The organism is Flavobacterium psychrophilum, assembly GCA_001708385.1.
Classification (GTDB): Bacteria; Bacteroidota; Bacteroidia; order Flavobacteriales; family Flavobacteriaceae; genus Flavobacterium; species Flavobacterium psychrophilum_A.
In genome coordinates, this window is record CP012388.1 from 3,102,633 (window position 1) to 3,120,175 (window position 17,543).

The following is a 17,543-nucleotide window of genomic DNA, read 5'->3' on the forward strand; positions in this document are numbered from 1 at the left end:
TTTTGTAATATTTTGTGATTTAATGTAGGTCTAAGTGTTAAAACCTGGCTTTAAAGCTAATGTGTATAATGGAATTAGATAGTTTGATTTGCTGGTCTTTAGTGCTTCCATTAGCATATATAATATTAAAAAGACCTGTTTTGGTAAAAAGTCCAAAACCAAAGCCTAATCCTAACAAATTATTCTTGGTGCTTGAAGTCTCGTCCTGGTAATATCCGTAGTCTGTAATGGAGTGGATGTACATGTTTGAACTAAGAACGTATCGGTACTCTGCCATAAGTGCTGTCAGCAGATTAGCCTGCAGACTGTTTTCGTTAAAACCACGAATTGAATTAATGCCGCCAAACCTATATAGCTCGTTTATTATATAGGTGTTGCTGTTAAGGTAATAACTTTGGTTTTTTATATTTATTATGTTTCTCCTGTTGAGATATATGTTGTGTGAAAAGTTAAGCTGTGCAAAATATTGATTAGAGTTACCAGTTTTAGAGTCACGTTTTCCTGTTCCTGATTTAGCGATTAGCACTGTCTTTTCGGGGAATAAAAAATCGTCAAGGTTGTAGTTTGTGAATTCGTAGGTAGATGTGTAAAATGAATTGGAGTAGTCGCTTAATGTTGAACTGTTCAGATTTTGTATGTCTACCGATTGTGATTGCTGGATTCCTCCGAATAATTTCGAATTGTAACTAAAATAATAACCAATGTTAAGGTCGGTTACTGTATTCTGAAATGTACTATCCTGTTTAAAAATGCGCAGGCTTCCTTTTATTCCTATTGGGCTTTTAAAGATGTAAGGTAATTCGAGTGAAGCATTAAATGTGGTTTGTTGATTACCATCACTTTTCCAGAACAAGTTAAATTTTTCTCCTGTGTTTAAAACGTTGTTCAGGGCAAGGTCAACGTATCCGTTAAAGCGTAATTTGTTTTCATCATCGTTAGAGAATCCTATGAAGCCATCAAAAGAATTCGCGTTTGCTTTATCCAAATAAACATATACCTTGGTGGTGTCTTGTTTAAAAAGTATTTCCGGATAGCGTAACTGGGTTATAAACCGGAGTGCATTAAAGTCGTTGTGAATTCTTTGCAGGTTGTCCTGATTAAATGTTTTGCCTTTATATTGTCTTGCTATGTTTTTCCTGATGCCTTCGGGGAATTTTTTGTAGCCTTCAATAACGATGTCATTCAATAATCTAATCTTTTCTGTCTTTACTTTTAGTGTTGCGCTTAGGGTATTGTTTTCGGTGTGATAGTTTGTTAATTGCATTGAGCTTAGTGAGTAGCCTTTGCGTTCCAATGTAGCAACACCTGAGGTCATAAAGTTTTCTACAGCTTCAGTGGAGAGTATTAGGGTGTCTCTTTGTATTCCTATAATCTGTTTTATTTCGGAGCTAATGTTGTTCGTGTATATATTTATAGATTTTGTTTTAGAACCGAGGCTATACTTATAAATAAAAGTGCTGTCGCTTGTTTTCGTGTTGGCAACCAAATTATTTTCAAGATAACCCATTCGGGTTAATTTTCCTGAAAGCAGGGAGGTTTCATCGTTAATTGATTTTACGTTTGGATGTGTGTTTTTATAGGACACAGAATCAATAACTTTTGTTTCTATGCCGGTTACTCCTTCAATTTTTAAATTAAGGGTTTGTGCGTTTGTCTTTAAAAAGACAAATAGTAAATTGAGTATTAGGATGAATCTTTTCACGTAAAATTGTTAGCCGTAAAAATAACGCAAAAAAAGCAAAAAAAATATGTGGAGGGCTTTGTGGGAGACAATAGGTTTGAAAATTAATGTTTTAACGTTTGTTTTTTTGATTTTAATTTATACATTTGCAACCCCGTAAAAAGCGGGTTTTTTAATAATTAGAATTTTTATAATTAATTATGCCAACAATTCAGCAATTAGTAAGGACAGGGAGAGCCCAGATAACTAAGAAGAGTAAATCGGCTGCTTTAGATTCTTGCCCTCAAAGAAGAGGGGTTTGTACACGTGTTTACACTACAACACCTAAGAAACCGAATTCTGCAATGCGTAAAGTTGCAAGGGTTCGTTTAACTAACGGTAATGAGGTGAATGCTTACATTCCTGGAGAGGGACACAATCTACAAGAGCACTCGATAGTATTAGTTAGAGGCGGAAGGGTAAAAGATTTACCGGGAGTTAGGTATCACATTGTGCGCGGAGCGCTTGACACTGCAGGTGTTAGCGGAAGAACACAAAGGAGATCTAAGTACGGTGCTAAACGCCCTAAAGACAAAAAGTAATTTTAAAAAACTTTTAAAGTAAAGACATGAGAAAAAGACAGGCCAAAAAAAGACCTCTTTTGCCAGATCCAAGGTTTAACGACCAATTAGTTACACGTTTTGTAAACAACCTAATGTGGGATGGTAAAAAATCAACTGCTTTCAAAGTATTCTACGATGCAATTGATATCGTTGAGTCTAAGAAACAAGATGCTGAAAAATCAGCTTTAGAGATTTGGAAAGATGCTCTAACTAACGTTATGCCTCACGTAGAAGTACGTAGCCGTAGGGTAGGTGGTGCTACATTCCAGATTCCAATGCAGATTCGTCCGGATAGAAAAATATCTATGGCGATGAAATGGATGATTCTTTATGCAAGAAGAAGAAACGAGAAATCTATGGCTCAAAGACTGGCGTCTGAAGTTTTAGCTGCTGCTAAAGAAGAAGGTGCTGCTGTTAAAAAGAGAATGGATACTCACAAAATGGCAGAAGCTAACAAAGCATTCTCTCACTTTAGATTTTAATTCGTAAAGAAATTTAGAAATGGCTAGAGATTTAAAATATACAAGAAATATAGGAATTGCTGCTCACATTGATGCTGGTAAAACAACAACTACTGAGCGTATTTTGTTCTATACAGGTAAATCACACAAAATTGGTGAGGTACACGATGGTGCAGCAACTATGGACTGGATGGCGCAAGAGCAGGAAAGAGGTATTACCATTACTTCTGCAGCGACAACATGTACATGGAACTTCCCTACAGACCAAGGTAAACCGTTAGCTGATACTCAAGGGTATCACTTTAACATCATTGATACTCCGGGACACGTTGACTTTACTGTTGAGGTAAACCGTTCTCTTAGGGTTCTTGATGGTCTTGTTTTTCTTTTTAGTGCTGTTGATGGTGTTGAGCCACAATCAGAAACTAACTGGAGGCTTGCTGATAACTACAGAGTTCCACGTATGGGCTTTGTTAATAAAATGGACCGCCAGGGATCTAATTTCCTTGCAGTTTGCCAGCAGGTAAAAGATATGCTAAAATCTAACGCAGTTGCAATCACTTTACCAATTGGTGAAGAAGAAGATTTCAGAGGTGTTGTGGATTTAGTGAAAAACCAGGCTATCCTTTGGCATGATGCTACTCAGGGAGCTACATTTGATATTATTCCTATTCCTGAAGACTTAGTTGAAGAAGCTAAAGAATTAAGGAGTAAATTGATTGAAGAGGTTGCTGCTTATGATGAGAATCTTCTTGAGAAATACATGGAAGATGAAAACTCAATCACTGAGGAGGAAATCAACAATGCATTAAGAAAAGCAACTATCGATATGGCTATCATACCGATGATTTGTGGATCTTCATTCAAGAATAAAGGTGTTCAGTTTATGCTTGACGCTGTATGTAAATATCTTCCTTCTCCAATGGATAAAGAAGGTATCGTGGGTACAAATCCAGATACTGAGGAAGAAATTCTACGTAAGCCGGATGTGAAAGAGCCGTTTGCTGCTCTTGCATTCAAAATTGCTACTGACCCTTATGTAGGTCGTCTTGCATTCTTCAGGGCTTATTCAGGCCGTCTTGATGCAGGTTCTTACGTTCTTAATACGCGTTCTGGAAACAAAGAACGTATCTCTCGTATCTACCAGATGCACGCTAACAAGCAAAACCCAATCGAATATATAGAGGCTGGTGATATTGGAGCTGCTGTAGGGTTTAAAGATATCAAAACGGGTGATACACTTTGTGATGAGAAACACCCAATCGTACTAGAGTCTATGGATTTCCCTGCTCCGGTAATTGGTATCGCTATTGAGCCTAAAACAAAAGCTGACGTTGATAAGATGGGTATGGCTTTAGCAAAACTTGCTGAAGAAGATCCAACTTTCCAGGTTAAAACTGACGAGGCTTCTGGTCAAACGATTATCTCTGGTATGGGTGAGCTTCACCTTGATATCCTTGTAGATCGTATGAGAAGAGAATTTAAAGTTGAAGTTAACCAGGGTGAACCTCAGGTTGAGTATAAAGAGGCATTTACAAGGTCTGCACAACACAGAGAAGTTTACAAAAAACAATCTGGTGGACGTGGTAAATTTGCTGATATCGTGTTTATTATTGAGCCGGCAGACGAAGGTGTTGTAGGTCTTCAGTTTATAAACAACGTAAAAGGTGGTAACGTTCCTAAAGAATATATCCCATCTATCGAGAAAGGTTTCAAAGCGGCTATGAAACAAGGTCCTCTTGCAGGATACGAAGTTGATAGCTTAAAAGTAACGCTTCTTGACGGATCTTTCCACCCTGTGGATTCTGATGCTCTTTCTTTTGAGTTAGCTGCTAAAATGGGTTACAAAGAGTCTGGCCGTGCTGCTGGTGCTGTTATCCTTGAGCCGATAATGAAGATGGAAGTTATTACTCCTGAAGAAAACATGGGTGATATCGTTGGTGATATCAACCGTCGTAGAGGTCAGGTTAATGACATGGGTGACAGAGCTGGGGCTAAAACTATCAAAGCAAACGTTCCTTTATCAGAAATGTTTGGTTATGTAACTACGCTAAGAACATTATCTTCTGGTAGAGCTACATCAACAATGGAGTTTTCTCACTACGCAGAAACACCTTCTAACATATCAGAAGACGTAATTAAAAAAGCTAAAGGCAACTCTTAATTTTTAAGAAAATGAGTCAAAAAATCAGAATAAAATTAAAATCATACGATCACAGCCTTGTAGACAAGTCTGCTGAAAAGATCGTAAAAACTGTAAAAAGTACAGGTGCAGTTGTAACAGGTCCTATTCCGTTACCTACTCACAAAAAAATATTTACTGTACTACGTTCTCCACACGTGAACAAAAAATCAAGAGAGCAATTTGAAGTTAGTTCTTATAAAAGACTTCTTGATATTTACAGTTCTTCATCTAAAACTATCGATGCGCTAATGAAATTAGAGCTTCCTAGTGGTGTTGAAGTAGAGATAAAAGTTTAAGTATCTGTCGATACTGCTTATAGGATCTCCGGAGTAGCAATGCTCCGGAGATTTTTTTTTCCTGTTTCTATAAATAGGTATTTGTATGGTAAATACAGTGATTTTTAGATTTAGAATTGAATATTTACGGTTTATTTTCATTTATTTTCCGTAACTATTTGATTATCTAAATTTAATAATTACTTTTGCACCCCTGTTTGGAGTAATCTGTTATTTCAAATTGAAGGGAAATTAATAATTAATAACAATAATTTATGTCTGGGTTAATTGGTAGAAAAATCGGCATGACCAGTATTTTCGATGAAAACGGAAAAAACATTCCGTGTACAGTAATCGAAGCTGGACCATGCGTTGTTACCCAAGTCAGAACCAATGAGGTTGACGGGTATGAAGCGTTACAACTTGGTTTCGATGACAAAACAGAAAAACATGCAACTAAAGCGGCTATAGGTCACTTTAAAAAGGCAGGTACTGTTGCAAAAAGAAAAGTCATTGAATTCCAGGATTTTGTAACTGAGCACAAATTAGGTGATGTTATCGCTGTTGATATTTTCACTGAAGGTGAATTTGTTGATGTACAGGGTGTGTCTAAAGGTAAAGGTTTCCAGGGTGTTGTTAAACGTCACGGTTTTGGTGGTGTTGGACAGGCTACTCATGGTCAGCACAACCGTCTTAGAGCTCCAGGTTCAGTAGGTGCGTCATCTTATCCTTCACGTGTGTTCAAAGGAATGCGTATGGCAGGAAGAATGGGCGGAGTAAATGTAACAGTTCAAAACCTTAGAGTTTTAAAAGTAGTGGCTGATAAAAATCTACTTGTGATTAAGGGAGCTATTCCGGGACACAAAAACTCTTATGTAATCATTCAGAAGTAATGGAAGTAAAAGTATTAGATATCAACGGAAAAGAAACTGGCAGAACGGTAACCCTTTCTGATTCAGTATTCGCAATTGAGCCTAATAAGCATGCTGTATATCTTGATGTTAAGCAATATCTTGCTAACCAAAGACAGGGAACTCACAAAGCTAAAGAAAGAGCTGAGGTAACTGGTAGTACACGCAAAATTAAAAAGCAAAAAGGTACAGGTACTGCACGTGCAGGTAGTATTAAGAATCCATTGTTCAAAGGTGGAGGTAGAGTTTTCGGTCCAAGACCAAGAAGCTACTCTTTCAAATTGAACAAAGGTCTTAAGCGTCTGGCTAGAAAATCTGCCCTTGCACTTAAAGCGAAAGAGTCAAATTTAATAGTGGTTGAGAACTTCGATTTTGAAGCGCCAAGCACTAAAAATTTCATTAACGTTTTGAAAGCTTTAGGGTTAGAGAATAAAAAATCTCTATTTGTGTTGGGTGATTCAAATAAAAATGTATATTTGTCGTCACGCAATTTAAAAGCCTCTAGTGTTGTAACTAGTTCAGAATTAAACACTTATAATGTTTTACATTCAAATAGTTTAGTTCTTTTAGAAGGTGCATTAGAAGGAATTGAAGAAAATTTAAGCAAATAATAGGGCTATGAGTATCATAATTAAACCTATCATTACTGAAAAAATAACTAAAGACGGTGAAGTTTTTAACCGTTTTGGTTTTATTGTTGACAAAAAGGCAAACAAGATTCAGATAAAAAAAGCTGTAGAGGCTGCTTTTGGTGTTTCTGTTGTTGAAGTTAACACTATGAATTACAGGGCTGATAGATCGGTTAAATACACTAAGAGTGGTTTAATCACAGGAAAAACAAATGCTTATAAAAAAGCAATTGTACAAGTTCAAGAAGGAGAAACAATAGATTTTTACAATAATATCTAATAGAACATGTCAGTTAGAAAATTAAAACCTATTACCCCGGGTCAGCGTTTTAGAGTTGTAAATAGCTTTGACACTATTACAACTGATAAGCCGGAGCGTTCATTGATCGCACCGAAAAAAAACTCTGGAGGTAGAAATAGTCAAGGAAAGATGACCATGCGTTATACAGGCGGTGGTCACAAACAAAGGTATCGTATTATCGATTTTAAAAGAACTAAAGCTGGAATTCCTGCTACAGTTAAAACTATCGAGTACGATCCAAACCGTTCAGCATTTATTTCCCTATTATCTTATGTTGACGGAGAGAAAACGTATATCATTGCACAAAACGGACTTCAGGTAGGCCAAACCGTAACTTCAGGAGCTGACGCAGCGCCGGAAATCGGTAACTCTTTACCTTTAAGTAAAATTCCTCTGGGAACTGTTATATCTTGCATCGAGCTACGTCCAGGCCAAGGAGCAGTTATTGCTCGTAGTGCTGGTACTTTTGCACAGTTAATGGCAAGAGATGGAAAATATGCTACAATTAAAATGCCTTCAGGTGAAACAAGGTTAATCCTTTTAACTTGTTCTGCAACAATTGGAGCTGTTTCTAACTCTGACCACCAATTGATCGTTTCTGGTAAAGCAGGTAGATCAAGATGGTTAGGTAGAAGACCAAGAACAAGACCGGTAGCGATGAACCCTGTTGATCACCCAATGGGTGGTGGTGAAGGACGTTCTTCTGGTGGTCACCCACGTTCTAGAAAAGGTCTTCCGGCTAAAGGTTACAGGACTCGTTCTAAAGTTAACCCGAGTAATAAGTATATCGTAGAACGTAGAAAGAAATAATAAGTAAGATATGGCACGTTCATTAAAGAAAGGACCTTTCGTTCACTATAAGTTGGATAAAAAAGTTCAGGAAAATATCGAAAAAGGTAATAAAGGTGTTGTTAAGACATGGTCTAGAGCTTCTATGATTACCCCGGATTTTGTTGGACAAACTATCGCAGTACACAACGGTCGTCAATTCGTACCGGTTTACGTTACAGAGAACATGGTAGGTCATAAATTAGGAGAATTTTCACCTACACGATCTTTTAGAGGTCATGCTGGGGCAAAAAATAAAGGTAAAAAATAATAAGAAGCTATGGGAGTTCGTAAAAGAGAAAGAGCAGAGCAGATTAAAGAAGCTAACAAGCAAATTGCATTTGCTAAGCTAAATAACTGCCCTACTTCACCCAGAAAAATGCGCCTTGTTGCGGATTTGGTAAGAGGTCAGAAAGTAGAATTAGCTCTTAATATATTAAAGTTCAGTTCAAAAGAAGCTTCTCGCAAACTTGAAAAATTGTTACTTTCTGCTATTAACAACTGGCAGCAAAAGAACGCTGAAGAGAGTTTAGAGAATGCAGGCTTATTTGTAAAAGAGATTCGTGTAGACGGTGGTATGATGCTTAAAAGGCTAAGACCAGCTCCACAGGGTCGTGCACACAGGATAAGAAAACGTTCTAACCACGTTACTATCGTGCTTGGAGCTATTAACAATAACACACAAAGCAACTAATAGAGATGGGACAAAAAACAAATCCAATAGGAAATCGCCTTGGTATCATCAGGGGTTGGGATTCTAACTGGTATGGTGGAAATGACTACGGTGATAAACTTGCCGAAGATCACAAAATCAGGAAGTACATCCATGCCCGTTTATCTAAAGCTAGTGTGTCTAAGGTAATCATCGAGAGAACGCTTAAACTTGTAACCGTTACTATCACTACTGCCCGTCCTGGTATCATTATCGGAAAAGGTGGACAAGAGGTAGACAAGTTAAAAGAGGAACTTAAGAAAATTACAGACAAAGAGGTTCAAATCAACATCTTTGAAATTAAAAGACCTGAACTTGATGCTTACTTAGTAGGTACAAGCATTGCTCGTCAGATTGAAAGCCGTATCTCTTACAGAAGGGCAATTAAAATGGCTATCGCTGCTGCTATCCGTATGAATGCGGAAGGTATTAAAGTACTTATCTCTGGCCGTTTAAACGGTGCTGAGATGGCACGTTCAGAAATGTTCAAAGAAGGAAGGATTCCTCTATCAACTTTCAGAGCAGACATTGATTATTCATTAGCTGAAGCTCATACTACTTATGGTAGAATGGGTATCAAAGTATGGATCATGAAAGGTGAGGTTTATGGTAAAAGAGATCTTTCTCCGTTAGTAGGTATGGACAAAAAACAGTCTAAATCTTCAGGATCTCAGGATAGGCCACAAGGAAGACCAAACGGTCGTCCGGGTGGAGATAAACCAAACCAACGCAAAAGAAAGTAATTTAAACTAAAGAAGTAAAAATGTTACAGCCTAAAAGAACAAAATACCGTAAGGTACAGAAGGGTAAGATGAAGGGAGTGTCTCAAAGAGGACATGAACTTTCTAATGGAATGTTTGGTATCAAATCTTTAGATTCGACTTTTATTACTTCCCGTCAGATTGAAGCAGCCCGTATTGCGGCAACACGTTTCATGAAAAGGGAAGGTCAATTGTGGATAAAAATTTTCCCGGACAAACCGATAACCAAAAAGCCTCTTGAGGTACGTATGGGTAAAGGTAAAGGTGCAGTTGAATTTTGGGCTGCAGTTGTTAAACCGGGAAGAATCATGTTTGAAGTAGGAGGAGTTCCTTTGTCAGTAGCTAAAGAGGCATTACGCCTTGCTGCTCAAAAGCTTCCTGTTAAAACTAAGTTTATTGTTGCCAGAGATTTCGAAGCATAATCAAAATTTATTATGAAACAATCTGAAATAAAAGATCTATCTGCAGCTGAGTTACAAGGTAAACTTGGTGAATTGAAGAAAACATATGCCGACCTAAAAACAGCTCACGCTATATCTCCAATAGAGAATCCTCTACAGATCAGAACTGTAAGGAGATCTATCGCTAGAGTAGCCACTGAACTAAGCAAAAGAGAGTTACAATAATTGTATTCTGCTGAAAGATGGAAAAAAGAAATTTAAGAAAAGAGAGAATTGGTGTTGTTACCAGTAATAAAATGGAGAAATCAATCGTGGTTTCCCAAACTACAAGAGTAAAACACCCATTATATGGTAAGTTCGTGTTGAAAACTAAGAAATTTGTTGCACACGACGAAACGAACGACTGTAACATTGGTGATACAGTAAGGATCATGGAAACACGTCCTTTAAGTAAGTCAAAATGTTGGAGGTTAGTTGAAATCATTGAAAGAGCTAAGTAATTATGGTACAACAGGAATCAAGACTAAAAGTAGCAGACAACACAGGAGCTAAGGAAGTTTTAACTATCCGTGTTCTTGGAGGAACGAAAAGACGTTATGCCTCTGTTGGAGATAAAATTGTAGTTTCTATTAAAGATGCAACACCAAACGGAAACGTTAAAAAAGGTGCTGTTTCAACTGCAGTTGTTGTACGTACCAAAAAAGAAGTGAGAAGAGCCGATGGTTCATACATCAGATTTGACGATAACGCTTGCGTATTGTTAAACGCTGCTGGTGAAATGAGGGGAACTCGTGTTTTTGGTCCGGTTGCAAGAGAACTTCGTGAAAAACAATTCATGAAAATTGTATCATTAGCACCAGAAGTGCTTTAATTGTTTTAGAGATGATAAAGCTAAAGATAAAATCTGGAGACACTGTAAGAGTAATAGCTGGAGACCATAAAGGTTCTGAAGGTAAAGTACTACGTGTTCTTCGTGAGAAAAACAAAGCGATCGTAGAAGGTGTTAACTTAGTGTCTAAACACACTAAGCCAAGCGCTAAAAACCCTCAGGGTGGTATCGTTAAGAAAGAAGCTCCTATTCATATTTCAAACCTTGCTCTTGTAGATTCTAAAACAAAGGAAACTACAAAGACAGGAGTTAGAAAAGAAGGAGATAAGAACGTGAGATTTTCAAAAAAATCTAATCAAGTATTATAGTGATGGCTTACATACCAAGATTAAAAGAAGAATATAAGAGTAGAGTTGTCTCTGCTCTTAAAGAAGAGTTCGGTTACAAAAACGTAATGCAGGTTCCAAAACTTGAAAAAATCGTTTTAAGCCGTGGAGTTGGTGCAGCTGTATCAGATAAGAAACTTATCGATTATGCAGTTGACGAGTTAACAAAAATTACAGGTCAAAAAGCTGTATCTACTATTTCTAAGAAAGACGTTGCGTCTTTCAAACTTAGAAAAGGTATGCCGATTGGTGCTAAAGTAACTTTACGTGGTGAAAGAATGTATGAGTTTTTAGATAGACTTGTAACTTCTGCACTTCCACGTGTAAGAGATTTCGGTGGAATTAAGGCTACAGGTTTTGACGGAAGAGGTAATTATAACCTTGGTGTTACTGAACAGATCATTTTCCCTGAAATTGATATTGATAAAGTTAACAAAATATCAGGATTAGATATTACATTTGTAACTTCTGCACAAACAGACAAAGAAGCGAAGTCATTATTAGCAGAATTAGGTTTACCTTTTAAAAAGAATTAAGTTATGGCTAAAGAATCAATGAAAGCCCGTGAGGTAAAAAGAGCGGCGCTAGTAGCAAAGTATGCTGATAAAAGGAAGGCTTTATTAGAAGCTGGAGATTATGAAGGCCTACAAAAACTACCTAAAAATGCTTCTCCGGTACGTATGCACAATCGTTGCAAACTTACAGGAAGACCAAGAGGTTATATGCGCCAGTTCGGTATTTCACGTGTAACTTTCCGTGAAATGGCTAACAATGGCTTAATACCAGGAGTTAAAAAAGCAAGCTGGTAAAAACAGAATTATAAATTGGTTTCAGGTTCGGCCTTTACAGGCCGAAAACCGTTACCGCAAATTACTAAATATGTATACAGATCCAATCGCTGATTTCTTAACAAGAATCAGGAATGCAGTAAGGGCTAACCACAAAGTGGTTGAAATTCCTGCGTCTAACCTTAAAAAAGAAATCACAAAGATTTTATTTGATCAGGGTTATATCCTTAGCTACAAATTTGATGACAACGCTGTTCAGGGTTCAATCAAAATCGCTCTTAAGTACGACAAAGAAACTAAAGAGTCTGTAATTAAAGATATCCAAAGAATTAGTAAACCAGGTTTACGTAAATATGCAGGTGCTGATAACCTTCCAAGGATCCTTAACGGTCTTGGTATTGCTATCGTTTCTACTTCTAAAGGTCTTATGACTGGAAAACAGGCGAAACAGCAAAATGTAGGTGGTGAGGTAATTTGTTACGTATACTAATTTAAAAGACTTATACGATGTCAAGAATAGGTAAAAATCCAATTACAATACCAGCCGGTGTTACTGTAGAGGTAAACGGCAACGTTGTATCAGTTAAAGGTAAAAAAGGCCAACTTAATCAAGACTTTGCAGATGTTACTGTAAAAGTTGAAGAAGGTCAGGTTTTAGTTGAAAGATCTTCAGATCATAAAGATCACAGATCTAAGCACGGTTTATACAGGTCACTTATCAACAATATGATTGTTGGTGTGTCTGAAGGCTTTACTAAAGAGTTAGAATTGGTAGGAGTAGGTTATAGAGCTTCTAACCAAGGACAGAAATTAGATATCGCACTTGGTTTCTCTCACAATATTGTTCTTGAAGTTGTGTCTGAAGTTACTGTTGAAACTGTATCAGAAAAAGGGAAAAACCCTATCATCAAACTAGCTTCTCACGATAAACAACTTTTAGGCCAGGTTGCCGCTAAGATTCGTTCTTTCCGTAAGCCTGAACCATACAAAGGAAAAGGAGTTAAGTTTGTAGGTGAAATATTGAGAAGAAAAGCAGGTAAATCAGCTTAAAAATTAAGACAATGTCATTAAACAAATCTGAAAGAAGACAAAGAATTAAGTTCAGAATCAGAAAGATTGTAAGCGGAACTGCTGCTCAACCTAGACTTTCTGTATTCAGGAGCAATAAAGAAATCTATGCACAAATCATAGATGACGTTAACGGTGTAACCCTTGCGGCAGCCTCTTCAAGAGATGCTGGTGTAACTAAAGGTACTAACATTGAAACCGCTGCAGCTGTTGGTAAAGCAATTGCAGAGCTAGCTTTAAAAGCTGGTATAGATACTATCTCTTTTGATAGAGGTGGATACCTTTACCACGGACGTGTTAAATCATTAGCTGAAGGCGCAAGAGAAGCCGGACTTAAATTCTAAGAAATTATGTATCATAGTTATAAAAACGTAGAACTTGTAAAACCAAGCGGTCTTGAACTTAAAGATCGTTTGGTAAGTGTAAATCGTGTTACTAAAGTTACAAAGGGTGGTAGAGCTTTTGGCTTTTCTGCTATTGTAGTTGTAGGCGACGAGAATGGAGTGGTAGGTCACGGTCTTGGTAAGTCTAAAGATGTATCTGAAGCTATTGCTAAAGCAGTAGAAGATGCTAAGAAAAACCTTGTAAAGATCCCACTTTCTGGACAGTCTGTACCTCACGAGCAAAAAGGTAAATTTGGTGGTGCACGTGTACTATTAATGCCTGCTTCTCATGGTACCGGTGTAATTGCCGGTGGTGCTGTTCGTTCAGTTCTTGAGTCTGTTGGTATTCACGATGTATTATCAAAATCTCAGGGTTCATCAAACCCTCACAATGTTGTTAAAGCTACTTTTGATGCTTTACTTCAAATGAGAAGCGCTGCTACTGTTGCAAAACAAAGGGGTGTTTCATTAGAAAAAGTATTCAAAGGTTAATTCTAAGGAAATCATGGGAAAAATAAAAGTAAAACAAGTAAAGAGCAAAATCAATTGTCCTCTTACTCAAAAGAGAACACTTGAGTCTTTAGGTCTTCGTAAATTAGGACAAGTTGTTGAACACGATGCAACTCCTGCTATCCTTGGAATGGTAAACAAAGTTAAACACTTAGTTTCTGTTGAAGAAACTAACTAACAAAATACACTCATGGATTTAAGTAACTTACAACCGGCTGAAGGTTCAGTTCACAATAAAAACAAAAGGCTAGGTAGAGGAGAAGGTTCTGGTAAAGGTGGTACTGCTTCACGTGGACACAAAGGAGCTAAATCTCGTTCTGGTTATTCTAAGAAAATTGGTTTTGAAGGTGGTCAGATGCCATTACAAAGACGTGTTCCTAAGTTTGGTTTTAAAAACATCAACCGTAAAGAATACGAAGGCGTAAACCTTGACACAATTCAAGCTCTTGTAGATAACGGAATTGTTACTGATACTGTAGATTTCTCAGTATTTGTTGACAATCGCCTAGCTACAAAAAATGAAATGGTAAAGATATTAGGAAGAGGAGAGCTTAAAGCAAAACTAAAAGTAACTGCTCACAAATTTACTGCAACTGCTAAAGCGGCTATTGAGGCTGCTGGTGGAGAAGCTGTAACTTTATAATCTTTATAATTCAAATGAAGAAATTTTTCGAAGCGTTTGCCAATGTCTGGAAAATAGAAGAACTAAAAAATAGAATTTTAGTTACTTTGGGATTGTTACTAGTGTACCGTTTTGGTGCACATGTAACGCTACCCGGTATTGATGCTACACAGTTAAACAAATTAACAGATCAAACCCAGGGAGGTATTGGCTGGCTTATCGATGTATTTACAGGTGGTGCGTTCTCGCAGGCATCTGTATTTGCATTGGGTATCATGCCATACATTTCTGCTTCGATTGTTGTACAGCTAATGGGTATTGCTGTGCCTTACCTTCAAAAATTGCAAAAAGAAGGTGAAAGCGGAAGGAAAAAAATCAACCAGATTACGCGTTGGTTAACCATCCTTATCACTCTTGTTCAGGGTCCTGGTTATATTTATAACCTTTATAGAACCTTGCCTCAGGAAGCGTTTTTACTACCTTCATCATCTTTTGCATTCCTTTTCTCTTCTGTAGTTATATTAGCTACCGGTACCATCTTCGCGATGTGGCTTGGTGAAAAAATTACAGATAAAGGTATTGGTAATGGTATATCTCTACTAATATTAGTGGGTATCATCGCAAGGATGCCGCAGGCTTTCATTCAGGAATTTACTTCGGTAGTTACTGAAAATAATGGAGGTCCTTTAAAACTTCTTCTTGAAGTTGTAGTTTGGTTATTCGTTATTATCGCATGTATCCTTATGGTTATGGCGGTTAGAAAAATACCGGTACAATATGCAAGAAGGACTGCATCTGGCGATTTTGAACAAGATATGTTGGGCGGAAACAGGCAATGGATACCGTTAAAGCTAAACGCTTCGGGAGTTATGCCTATAATCTTTGCTCAAGCTATTATGTTCATACCAGCAGCATTAGCAGGACTTTCCAAGTCTGATGCGGCTCAAACTATCACTTCTCAATTCCAGAATGTGTTCGGTTTAGCCTACAATGTAGTTTTTGCTTTATTAATTATAATTTTTACGTACTTTTACACCGCGATTACGGTGCCTACAAATAAGATGGCTGACGACCTTAAGAGAAGTGGCGGATTTATACCGGGCGTTAGGCCAGGTGTTGAAACCGGAGACTACCTTGATAAGATCATGTCGTTGATCACTTTTCCTGGTTCATTGTTTTTAGCGCTAATTGCTGTGTTCCCGGCAGTAGTGTTTAACTTTGGAGTTCAGCAACAGTGGGCATTATTCTATGGTGGTACATCGCTGTTAATTATGGTCGGGGTTGCGATCGATACTATTCAACAAATAAATTCTTACTTGTTGAACAGGCATTATGACGGTTTGATGAAAAGTGGTAAGAATAGAAAAGCAGTAGCTTAACAATTTTTATGGCAAAACAATCAGCAATAGAACAAGACGGATCTATTATAGAGGCATTATCAAATGCCATGTTCCGTGTTGAATTAGAAAACGGGCATATAGTAATTGCTCACATTTCAGGAAAAATGCGTATGCATTACATCAAGTTGTTACCTGGTGACAAAGTGAAACTGGAAATGAGCCCTTACGATTTGTCCAAAGCAAGAATTACTTATAGATACTAAAGCTATTAATATGAAAGTAAGAGCATCAGTTAAGAAAAGAAGTGCCGAGTGCATCATTGTGCGTAGAAAAGGCAGATTATATGTTATTAACAAAAAGAATCCTAGATTTAAACAAAGACAAGGATAATTATGGCAAGAATTGCAGGGGTAGACATACCTAAAAACAAAAGAGGAGTTATTGCTTTAACTTATATCTTCGGAATTGGTTCAAGCAGGGCTAAAGAGATACTTGAAAAAGCTAACGTTAGCGAAGATAAAAAAGTTCAGGATTGGAATGATGATGAGATTAGCGGAATCCGTGAGGCTGTGTCATTCTTGAAAATTGAAGGAGAACTTCGTTCAGAAATTTCATTAAACATCAAACGTTTAATGGATATCGGATGTTACAGAGGTATCCGTCACAGAGCTGGTCTTCCATTACGTGGACAACGCACTAAGAACAACTCAAGAACTAGAAAAGGTAAGAGAAAAACTGTTGCTAACAAGAAAAAAGCAACTAAATAATAAGTAGTATGGCTAAAGCGAATACAAAAAAACGTAAAGTTATTGTAGAATCTACAGGTGAAGCTCATATCAGTGCTACTTTCAATAACATCATCATTTCTTTGACTAACAAAAAAGGTGAAGTTATATCTTGGTCATCTGCAGGTAAGATGGGCTTCAGAGGTTCTAAAAAGAACACTCCGTATGCAGCTCAGATGGCAGCAGAAGATTGTAGCAAAGTAGCTATTGAGGCTGGTCTTAAGAAAGTGAAAGTTTACGTTAAAGGTCCTGGAAATGGTAGAGAATCTGCTATCAGGTCCCTTCACAATGGAGGAATAGAAGTTACTGAGATCATCGACGTAACTCCACTACCGCACAACGGATGTCGCCCTCCAAAAAGAAGAAGAGTTTAATTTTATAGTATAATCAAAAACAGGATCAAGGATTATCGGAGGATACGACCTGAATTCATAATCCCCTGTTTATTAATTTTTAGAAATGGCAAGATATACTGGTCCACAAACAAAAATCGCCCGTAAATTCGGTGAGGCGATCTTCGGAGATGACAAATCTTTCGAAAAAAGAAATTACCCTCCAGGGCAACATGGTTTAGCTAAAAAGAGAGGTAAAAAATCTGAATATGCTGTTCAGCTAATGGAAAAGCAAAAAGCTAAGTACACTTACGGTATTCTTGAAAAACAATTCAGGAATCTGTATGAAAAAGCTGCTGCGTCTAAAGGTGTAACTGGTGAGATCCTTTTACAACTTTGTGAGGCAAGACTGGATAACGTGGTTTACAGAATGGGTGTTGCTCCTTCAAGAAGGGCTGCAAGACAAATTGTATCGCACAGGCATATTACAGTTAATGGTGAAGTGGTAAACATTCCTTCTTACCACCTTAAACCAGGAGATAAAGTTGCTGTTCGTGAGAAATCAAAATCGCTAGAAGCAATTGATCGCTCTTTATCTAATGCTGCTCAGGTATATGAGTGGATAACTTGGAACAACGATACAAAAGAAGGTACTTTTGTTTCAGTACCTGCCAGGCTTCAAATCCCGGAAAACATCAAAGAACAACTAATCGTAGAGTTGTATAACAAATAATAATTGACATTAGTCGAAAA

31 protein-coding genes are annotated in these 17,543 nt (G+C 37.4%); 30 read left to right on the plus strand and 1 reads right to left on the minus strand.

From position 1 onward, the window contains the following. Positions 1–37 precede the first annotated feature (37 nt). A complete protein-coding gene (locus ALW18_13550) occupies positions 38–1,702 on the minus strand; it encodes a hypothetical protein (GenBank protein AOE53455.1) in 1,665 nt (554 codons plus the stop codon). 179 nt (positions 1,703–1,881) lie between these two features. On the opposite strand from ALW18_13550, the gene ALW18_13555 reads away from it, so the two are divergent. The 30 genes from ALW18_13555 (at position 1,882) to ALW18_13700 (ending at position 17,523) form a co-directional block, all read left to right on the plus strand. After that, positions 1,882–2,262, plus strand: coding sequence for a 30S ribosomal protein S12 (locus ALW18_13555; GenBank protein AOE53456.1), 381 nt, complete (start codon positions 1,882–1,884; stop codon positions 2,260–2,262). 26 nt (positions 2,263–2,288) lie between these two features. Then, positions 2,289–2,765: a 30S ribosomal protein S7 gene (locus ALW18_13560; protein ID AOE53457.1), complete on the plus strand. Its 477-nt coding sequence runs from the start codon at positions 2,289–2,291 to the stop codon at positions 2,763–2,765. 19 nt (positions 2,766–2,784) lie between these two features. Beyond that, positions 2,785–4,908: an elongation factor G gene (fusA, locus tag ALW18_13565; GenBank protein ID AOE53458.1), complete on the plus strand. Its 2,124-nt coding sequence runs from the start codon at positions 2,785–2,787 to the stop codon at positions 4,906–4,908. An 11-nt stretch (positions 4,909–4,919) separates the two neighbouring features. Next, the gene (locus ALW18_13570; protein ID AOE53459.1) at positions 4,920–5,225 is read left to right on the plus strand and encodes a 30S ribosomal protein S10; all 306 of its coding nucleotides are present in this window, start codon (positions 4,920–4,922) and stop codon (positions 5,223–5,225) included. A gap of 254 nt (positions 5,226–5,479) precedes the next feature. Further along, positions 5,480–6,097 carry a 50S ribosomal protein L3 gene (locus ALW18_13575; GenBank protein ID AOE53460.1) on the plus strand — a complete coding sequence of 206 codons (618 nt, stop codon included), beginning with the start codon at positions 5,480–5,482 and terminating at the stop codon, positions 6,095–6,097. Continuing rightward, on the plus strand, positions 6,097–6,726 hold the full coding sequence (locus ALW18_13580; GenBank protein AOE53461.1) for a 50S ribosomal protein L4: 630 nt from the start codon (positions 6,097–6,099) through the stop codon (positions 6,724–6,726). The genes ALW18_13575 and ALW18_13580 overlap by 1 nt, the downstream gene beginning before the upstream one ends. A gap of 7 nt (positions 6,727–6,733) precedes the next feature. Next, on the plus strand, positions 6,734–7,024 hold the full coding sequence (locus tag ALW18_13585) for a 50S ribosomal protein L23 (GenBank protein AOE53462.1): 291 nt from the start codon (positions 6,734–6,736) through the stop codon (positions 7,022–7,024). Between the two features lie 6 nt (positions 7,025–7,030). Further along, positions 7,031–7,855: a 50S ribosomal protein L2 gene (gene rplB / locus ALW18_13590; protein ID AOE53463.1), complete on the plus strand. Its 825-nt coding sequence runs from the start codon at positions 7,031–7,033 to the stop codon at positions 7,853–7,855. Between the two features lie 10 nt (positions 7,856–7,865). Beyond that, the gene (locus ALW18_13595) at positions 7,866–8,144 is read left to right on the plus strand and encodes a 30S ribosomal protein S19 (protein AOE53464.1); all 279 of its coding nucleotides are present in this window, start codon (positions 7,866–7,868) and stop codon (positions 8,142–8,144) included. A gap of 9 nt (positions 8,145–8,153) precedes the next feature. Next, on the plus strand, positions 8,154–8,567 hold the full coding sequence (locus tag ALW18_13600) for a 50S ribosomal protein L22 (GenBank protein AOE53465.1): 414 nt from the start codon (positions 8,154–8,156) through the stop codon (positions 8,565–8,567). A gap of 5 nt (positions 8,568–8,572) precedes the next feature. After that, on the plus strand, positions 8,573–9,328 hold the full coding sequence (locus tag ALW18_13605; protein AOE53466.1) for a 30S ribosomal protein S3: 756 nt from the start codon (positions 8,573–8,575) through the stop codon (positions 9,326–9,328). A 20-nt stretch (positions 9,329–9,348) separates the two neighbouring features. Then, positions 9,349–9,768 (plus strand): 50S ribosomal protein L16, encoded by a 420-nt coding sequence (locus ALW18_13610; protein ID AOE53467.1) that lies wholly within the window; start codon positions 9,349–9,351, stop codon positions 9,766–9,768. A 12-nt stretch (positions 9,769–9,780) separates the two neighbouring features. Further along, a complete protein-coding gene (locus ALW18_13615) occupies positions 9,781–9,972 on the plus strand; it encodes a 50S ribosomal protein L29 (GenBank protein AOE53468.1) in 192 nt (63 codons plus the stop codon). A gap of 17 nt (positions 9,973–9,989) precedes the next feature. Beyond that, on the plus strand, positions 9,990–10,247 hold the full coding sequence (locus tag ALW18_13620; GenBank protein AOE53469.1) for a 30S ribosomal protein S17: 258 nt from the start codon (positions 9,990–9,992) through the stop codon (positions 10,245–10,247). Positions 10,248–10,249: 2 nt separating this feature from the next. Continuing rightward, a complete protein-coding gene (locus ALW18_13625) occupies positions 10,250–10,618 on the plus strand; it encodes a 50S ribosomal protein L14 (GenBank protein AOE53470.1) in 369 nt (122 codons plus the stop codon). Between the two features lie 11 nt (positions 10,619–10,629). Then, positions 10,630–10,944: a 50S ribosomal protein L24 gene (locus ALW18_13630; protein AOE53471.1), complete on the plus strand. Its 315-nt coding sequence runs from the start codon at positions 10,630–10,632 to the stop codon at positions 10,942–10,944. A 2-nt stretch (positions 10,945–10,946) separates the two neighbouring features. Next, positions 10,947–11,498 (plus strand): 50S ribosomal protein L5, encoded by a 552-nt coding sequence (locus tag ALW18_13635; GenBank protein ID AOE53472.1) that lies wholly within the window; start codon positions 10,947–10,949, stop codon positions 11,496–11,498. A gap of 3 nt (positions 11,499–11,501) precedes the next feature. Then, a complete protein-coding gene (locus ALW18_13640; protein ID AOE53473.1) occupies positions 11,502–11,771 on the plus strand; it encodes a 30S ribosomal protein S14 in 270 nt (89 codons plus the stop codon). Positions 11,772–11,841: 70 nt separating this feature from the next. Next, positions 11,842–12,240: a 30S ribosomal protein S8 gene (locus ALW18_13645; protein AOE53474.1), complete on the plus strand. Its 399-nt coding sequence runs from the start codon at positions 11,842–11,844 to the stop codon at positions 12,238–12,240. A 17-nt stretch (positions 12,241–12,257) separates the two neighbouring features. Next, positions 12,258–12,800, plus strand: coding sequence for a 50S ribosomal protein L6 (locus tag ALW18_13650; protein ID AOE53475.1), 543 nt, complete (start codon positions 12,258–12,260; stop codon positions 12,798–12,800). 11 nt (positions 12,801–12,811) lie between these two features. Continuing rightward, complete coding sequence (locus ALW18_13655; GenBank protein ID AOE53476.1) at positions 12,812–13,162, plus strand: 50S ribosomal protein L18; 351 nt, start codon at positions 12,812–12,814, stop codon at positions 13,160–13,162. A 6-nt stretch (positions 13,163–13,168) separates the two neighbouring features. Further along, positions 13,169–13,693 (plus strand): 30S ribosomal protein S5, encoded by a 525-nt coding sequence (locus ALW18_13660; protein AOE53477.1) that lies wholly within the window; start codon positions 13,169–13,171, stop codon positions 13,691–13,693. A gap of 13 nt (positions 13,694–13,706) precedes the next feature. Beyond that, the gene (locus tag ALW18_13665) at positions 13,707–13,889 is read left to right on the plus strand and encodes a 50S ribosomal protein L30 (protein ID AOE53478.1); all 183 of its coding nucleotides are present in this window, start codon (positions 13,707–13,709) and stop codon (positions 13,887–13,889) included. Between the two features lie 12 nt (positions 13,890–13,901). Continuing rightward, positions 13,902–14,354 carry a 50S ribosomal protein L15 gene (locus tag ALW18_13670; protein ID AOE53479.1) on the plus strand — a complete coding sequence of 151 codons (453 nt, stop codon included), beginning with the start codon at positions 13,902–13,904 and terminating at the stop codon, positions 14,352–14,354. Between the two features lie 14 nt (positions 14,355–14,368). Continuing rightward, a complete protein-coding gene (locus tag ALW18_13675) occupies positions 14,369–15,712 on the plus strand; it encodes a preprotein translocase subunit SecY (GenBank protein AOE53480.1) in 1,344 nt (447 codons plus the stop codon). An 8-nt stretch (positions 15,713–15,720) separates the two neighbouring features. After that, on the plus strand, positions 15,721–15,936 hold the full coding sequence (gene infA, locus ALW18_13680) for a translation initiation factor IF-1 (protein AOE53481.1): 216 nt from the start codon (positions 15,721–15,723) through the stop codon (positions 15,934–15,936). Between the two features lie 10 nt (positions 15,937–15,946). Next, the gene (locus ALW18_13685) at positions 15,947–16,063 is read left to right on the plus strand and encodes a 50S ribosomal protein L36 (GenBank protein ID AOE53482.1); all 117 of its coding nucleotides are present in this window, start codon (positions 15,947–15,949) and stop codon (positions 16,061–16,063) included. 2 nt (positions 16,064–16,065) lie between these two features. Continuing rightward, the gene (locus tag ALW18_13690; protein AOE53483.1) at positions 16,066–16,440 is read left to right on the plus strand and encodes a 30S ribosomal protein S13; all 375 of its coding nucleotides are present in this window, start codon (positions 16,066–16,068) and stop codon (positions 16,438–16,440) included. Positions 16,441–16,448: 8 nt separating this feature from the next. After that, positions 16,449–16,832, plus strand: coding sequence for a 30S ribosomal protein S11 (locus ALW18_13695; protein AOE53484.1), 384 nt, complete (start codon positions 16,449–16,451; stop codon positions 16,830–16,832). A gap of 85 nt (positions 16,833–16,917) precedes the next feature. Beyond that, positions 16,918–17,523 (plus strand): 30S ribosomal protein S4, encoded by a 606-nt coding sequence (locus tag ALW18_13700; GenBank protein AOE53485.1) that lies wholly within the window; start codon positions 16,918–16,920, stop codon positions 17,521–17,523. Positions 17,524–17,543: the final 20 nt, after the last annotated feature.

What these genes read in the sequence shown, in the direction of transcription:
- ALW18_13555 (AOE53456.1), top strand. Translation starts at nt 1,882, where the DNA reads ATGCCAACAATTCAGCAATTAGTAAGGACAGGGAGAGCCCAGATAACT.
- ALW18_13560 (AOE53457.1), top strand. Translation starts at nt 2,289, where the DNA reads ATGAGAAAAAGACAGGCCAAAAAAAGACCTCTTTTGCCAGATCCAAGG.
- fusA (AOE53458.1), top strand. Translation starts at nt 2,785, where the DNA reads ATGGCTAGAGATTTAAAATATACAAGAAATATAGGAATTGCTGCTCAC.
- ALW18_13570 (AOE53459.1), top strand. Translation starts at nt 4,920, where the DNA reads ATGAGTCAAAAAATCAGAATAAAATTAAAATCATACGATCACAGCCTT.
- ALW18_13575 (AOE53460.1), top strand. Translation starts at nt 5,480, where the DNA reads ATGTCTGGGTTAATTGGTAGAAAAATCGGCATGACCAGTATTTTCGAT.
- ALW18_13580 (AOE53461.1), top strand. Translation starts at nt 6,097, where the DNA reads ATGGAAGTAAAAGTATTAGATATCAACGGAAAAGAAACTGGCAGAACG.
- ALW18_13585 (AOE53462.1), top strand. Translation starts at nt 6,734, where the DNA reads ATGAGTATCATAATTAAACCTATCATTACTGAAAAAATAACTAAAGAC.
- rplB (AOE53463.1), top strand. Translation starts at nt 7,031, where the DNA reads ATGTCAGTTAGAAAATTAAAACCTATTACCCCGGGTCAGCGTTTTAGA.
- ALW18_13595 (AOE53464.1), top strand. Translation starts at nt 7,866, where the DNA reads ATGGCACGTTCATTAAAGAAAGGACCTTTCGTTCACTATAAGTTGGAT.
- ALW18_13600 (AOE53465.1), top strand. Translation starts at nt 8,154, where the DNA reads ATGGGAGTTCGTAAAAGAGAAAGAGCAGAGCAGATTAAAGAAGCTAAC.
- ALW18_13605 (AOE53466.1), top strand. Translation starts at nt 8,573, where the DNA reads ATGGGACAAAAAACAAATCCAATAGGAAATCGCCTTGGTATCATCAGG.
- ALW18_13610 (AOE53467.1), top strand. Translation starts at nt 9,349, where the DNA reads ATGTTACAGCCTAAAAGAACAAAATACCGTAAGGTACAGAAGGGTAAG.
- ALW18_13615 (AOE53468.1), top strand. Translation starts at nt 9,781, where the DNA reads ATGAAACAATCTGAAATAAAAGATCTATCTGCAGCTGAGTTACAAGGT.
- ALW18_13620 (AOE53469.1), top strand. Translation starts at nt 9,990, where the DNA reads ATGGAAAAAAGAAATTTAAGAAAAGAGAGAATTGGTGTTGTTACCAGT.
- ALW18_13625 (AOE53470.1), top strand. Translation starts at nt 10,250, where the DNA reads ATGGTACAACAGGAATCAAGACTAAAAGTAGCAGACAACACAGGAGCT.
- ALW18_13630 (AOE53471.1), top strand. Translation starts at nt 10,630, where the DNA reads ATGATAAAGCTAAAGATAAAATCTGGAGACACTGTAAGAGTAATAGCT.
- ALW18_13635 (AOE53472.1), top strand. Translation starts at nt 10,947, where the DNA reads ATGGCTTACATACCAAGATTAAAAGAAGAATATAAGAGTAGAGTTGTC.
- ALW18_13640 (AOE53473.1), top strand. Translation starts at nt 11,502, where the DNA reads ATGGCTAAAGAATCAATGAAAGCCCGTGAGGTAAAAAGAGCGGCGCTA.
- ALW18_13645 (AOE53474.1), top strand. Translation starts at nt 11,842, where the DNA reads ATGTATACAGATCCAATCGCTGATTTCTTAACAAGAATCAGGAATGCA.
- ALW18_13650 (AOE53475.1), top strand. Translation starts at nt 12,258, where the DNA reads ATGTCAAGAATAGGTAAAAATCCAATTACAATACCAGCCGGTGTTACT.
- ALW18_13655 (AOE53476.1), top strand. Translation starts at nt 12,812, where the DNA reads ATGTCATTAAACAAATCTGAAAGAAGACAAAGAATTAAGTTCAGAATC.
- ALW18_13660 (AOE53477.1), top strand. Translation starts at nt 13,169, where the DNA reads ATGTATCATAGTTATAAAAACGTAGAACTTGTAAAACCAAGCGGTCTT.
- ALW18_13665 (AOE53478.1), top strand. Translation starts at nt 13,707, where the DNA reads ATGGGAAAAATAAAAGTAAAACAAGTAAAGAGCAAAATCAATTGTCCT.
- ALW18_13670 (AOE53479.1), top strand. Translation starts at nt 13,902, where the DNA reads ATGGATTTAAGTAACTTACAACCGGCTGAAGGTTCAGTTCACAATAAA.
- ALW18_13675 (AOE53480.1), top strand. Translation starts at nt 14,369, where the DNA reads ATGAAGAAATTTTTCGAAGCGTTTGCCAATGTCTGGAAAATAGAAGAA.
- infA (AOE53481.1), top strand. Translation starts at nt 15,721, where the DNA reads ATGGCAAAACAATCAGCAATAGAACAAGACGGATCTATTATAGAGGCA.
- ALW18_13685 (AOE53482.1), top strand. Translation starts at nt 15,947, where the DNA reads ATGAAAGTAAGAGCATCAGTTAAGAAAAGAAGTGCCGAGTGCATCATT.
- ALW18_13690 (AOE53483.1), top strand. Translation starts at nt 16,066, where the DNA reads ATGGCAAGAATTGCAGGGGTAGACATACCTAAAAACAAAAGAGGAGTT.
- ALW18_13695 (AOE53484.1), top strand. Translation starts at nt 16,449, where the DNA reads ATGGCTAAAGCGAATACAAAAAAACGTAAAGTTATTGTAGAATCTACA.
- ALW18_13700 (AOE53485.1), top strand. Translation starts at nt 16,918, where the DNA reads ATGGCAAGATATACTGGTCCACAAACAAAAATCGCCCGTAAATTCGGT.